This window comes from Klebsiella sp. 28 (genome assembly GCF_018223905.1).
GTDB lineage: Bacteria > Pseudomonadota > Gammaproteobacteria > Enterobacterales > Enterobacteriaceae > Klebsiella > Klebsiella pneumoniae.
This window is the reverse complement of record NZ_JAGRQY010000265.1, coordinates 1-2,607: the sequence shown is the minus strand read 5'-3', so window position 1 is coordinate 2,607 and position 2,607 is coordinate 1. Positions and strand designations below refer to the sequence as shown.

3 protein-coding genes and 2 pseudogenes are annotated in these 2,607 nt (G+C 52.2%); 3 read left to right on the top strand and 2 right to left on the bottom strand.

The genetic code is table 11. From position 1 onward, the window contains the following. A pseudogene (locus KHQ28_RS27860) lies at positions 1–114 on the top strand (IS6 family transposase); the annotation flags it as partial. A gap of 41 nt (positions 115–155) precedes the next feature. Next, positions 156–266 (top strand): annotated as a pseudogene (locus KHQ28_RS27855) (hypothetical protein); the annotation flags it as partial. On the opposite strand, the gene KHQ28_RS27850 reads toward KHQ28_RS27855, so the two are convergent. Together KHQ28_RS27850 and KHQ28_RS27845 are read right to left on the bottom strand one after the other, a co-directional pair. After that, on the bottom strand, positions 263–874 hold the full coding sequence (locus KHQ28_RS27850; protein WP_000176305.1) for a DUF2913 family protein: 612 nt from the start codon (positions 872–874) through the stop codon (positions 263–265). The pseudogene KHQ28_RS27855 and the gene KHQ28_RS27850 overlap by 4 nt on opposite strands. Positions 875–927: 53 nt before the next feature. Continuing rightward, positions 928–1,209, bottom strand: a complete 282-nt coding sequence (locus KHQ28_RS27845) for a hypothetical protein (protein ID WP_001568067.1) — start codon at positions 1,207–1,209, stop codon at positions 928–930. 181 nt (positions 1,210–1,390) lie between these two features. On the opposite strand from KHQ28_RS27845, the gene KHQ28_RS27840 reads away from it, so the two are divergent. Next, positions 1,391–1,717 carry a C2H2-type zinc finger protein gene (locus tag KHQ28_RS27840; protein ID WP_004201125.1) on the top strand — a complete coding sequence of 109 codons (327 nt, stop codon included), beginning with the start codon at positions 1,391–1,393 and terminating at the stop codon, positions 1,715–1,717. Positions 1,718–2,607: the final 890 nt, after the last annotated feature.

The window sequence follows — 2,607 nt, the reverse complement described above, 5'->3', positions numbered from 1 at the left end:
ACCATCAAAGGTATTGAGGTGATGCGTGCACTACGCAAAGGCCAGGCCTCAGCATTTTATTATGGTGATCCCCTGGGCGAAATGCGCCTGGTAAGCAGAGTTTTTGAAATGTAAGGCCTTTGAATAAGACAAAAGGCTGCCTCATCGCTAACTTTGCAACAGTGCCGAAAATTGCCCGTACCATGCTGCAGAACGGCATTGACCGCAATACTGTCATGAAAATGACCGGTCTGACTGAAGATGACCTGGCACAAATCCGCCACTAATCCCCCTTTCCTGGCACTCCCTGCCGGGCCATCAGTGAAAACTGGTGGGGCAGGGAGGCATCAGACTCAGGCTCAGCCTGCCAGCCACAGCGATTTAACAGTTTCATTATCCCAGTTACGTTCCCTGTCAGACGTACTGTCAGCGGATTTGTCTGTTGGCCATTGTCGTCAAAAGCGGCATCAAGGTTTGTCCGTAAGAGATAAACACCGTTTACTCCAGGATTGAGTACCAAAGCATATCGTCCGGCCCATTCTCTGTCGCTCATTACGCGGTAATTCCAGCCCATGTCTTTCGCTGTTTCCAGCGCATACGTCAGGCGGAACATGTCGTTCTGTTCAGTCAACTCGCCGCTGCAGGAGCGCCAGACATAGCCCAGTTTGTCGGCCAGCTTAGCTCTCACACCCAGCAAACGCCCCTGATTCAGTAACCACCCGATATCCTGTGCCACATCGCGCGAGAATCGCCGTTGCTTCAGTGCTGCCGCGAGCCAGCGGGTGAGAAAGAGATTTTCCTGTGCGGGAGAGAGTTCTCCCTGCTCCTGTCTGGCCAGTGCCAGCGCGACCAGTGCACACCATGCCAGATGGCCTGTTTTTTCTGTCAGCGTCATAACAGATACCTCCCTTCAGTCTTACTGATTCCCAGGTCTTAAATCTCAGTTGTTCAGCTCTGTACAGTCGGTCTCAGCTGCCATGTTGCCCCACCAAAACAGGTCACACCGACCACCTGCTCCCAGGTTTCCTTCTGCTCCAGCAGCTTCTCCAGCGCATGAAAGTCCGCGCGCGAGAGCACAATATCTTCCCGCTCGCCGGGCGACTCCAGAATATACCCCTCAGGTATCCGCGTGGCCGATTCAGCAGCCTGCCGTGAGGATATGCGGTAAAAGGTTTTGATGCATCCTCCGCGAGTGAGGGCATCGAGGATGATGCTTTCGGCAACGCGCATGACTGGCTCCGGTTAAAAGTGTTTCACGTCTTTGCCGGTGTGCAACTGGCGACGCTCATCATGCCGCGTAGTGCTTCCACAGACAACGGCTTTGCCTCATTGCCCCGGTGGACCATCGCATGGCAGTTCGGACAAGGAATGCTATGGTAAATATAACCTTCCCCTTACACTCATGAAGCTTATGGAAGAATTATTCACTTGTCCGATATGTAAACTCTCATTTGGCCATAAAGCTAGGTTGAGAAAGCATATAAAAAAGCATACGAAATCCCTTGAAAAGAATCTCGCTAAGGCCAACTCAACCAAAAAGGCTGAGCATGAAAAGATGCTTATTCAGGAGAGGATTGCAAGGACAGGTAGCGCTTTTAAAAATGAATCGGAGAGAAATAAGTACTTTGAAAGAAGGCGTGCTGAAAACCCCATATTTGATATCGATACGCCGATCAGAAAGGCCTCGTTTATAGTGAATGCCGGTGCCTTTGGTTTGGGTAAATCCAGAAAAAACTAGCCGTTTTTTTGGCAAAAGCAGATCTAATGTCCCCGTGGTGAGTATATAAAAAATTACGGGGAGCTGAGCGACCTTCGTCTAGCTCTCTTCTTGTTTTTTTGCCGCAGCGGACTCTCGCGTGCGTCAGACACAAGTGGCGCAGGGGACGGGTTTTTGATGCGCGTCAGCGCATGGGAGGCGCCATGCGCCGGAGACCCCCGCAGCGAAGCGAGGACGAAAAAAGCATTACGGCTTCAGCCGTAATAATCCCCCACACTGCTAAGCCCAGAACAAACCCGCTAAAAACGATACAGAAGCTGCTGTGCGCGGTCGGAGTGGTCACGACAAGGCGATAGCCGCAGTCGGGGCGTATCTCCGCGTTAGCGGGCCGTTAGGGCCGCTTACGAGCGTGTACGCCAGAACGAAAAGCAACATCACCCACAGCAATGACAAGATCTAGTTACAACATCCGCCATTCTAAAGCGATGGTGTTCCCCGGCCTTCGGCCGGGGGCGGCGGCGCTTTTCAGTGGTGGGGAGGGGCACCTGGCTGGCAAACCGGCGCCGGTTTTATGATGAACATCATTATGAATGCTGTAACTAATGCAGTTCTCCGGTCGGGGCCCGTCGCGAAGCGATGGGAGCAACTTCTATCTGAGCGACGTGGACACGTGCGGCCGCTGTAAGCGAAGGCCTCATTGAGTTATTCACAGAGCCGGCAGAGACAAAAGATCTCCCTGCTGCTTGCAATGCAGGGGATTAAAAAAGTGGGGTAAGACTATTTTGCAGGTTTGCTGTTACCCTTTTGCTAAATTCCCTGTTTATTCATTTGCGGGTTTTTGTGGATAAGTGAAAACCTGGTGCGAACGTCACAGGGTATACGTGCTAAAACCAGCGATGGTCCGACGGCCG

Excerpts from the sequence above, each read along its gene's own strand:
- KHQ28_RS27845 (WP_001568067.1), bottom strand. The coding sequence starts at position 1,209 with ATGCGCGTTGCCGAAAGCATCATCCTCGATGCCCTCACTCGCGGAGGA.
- KHQ28_RS27850 (WP_000176305.1), bottom strand. The coding sequence starts at position 874 with ATGACGCTGACAGAAAAAACAGGCCATCTGGCATGGTGTGCACTGGTC.
- KHQ28_RS27840 (WP_004201125.1), top strand. The coding sequence starts at position 1,391 with ATGGAAGAATTATTCACTTGTCCGATATGTAAACTCTCATTTGGCCAT.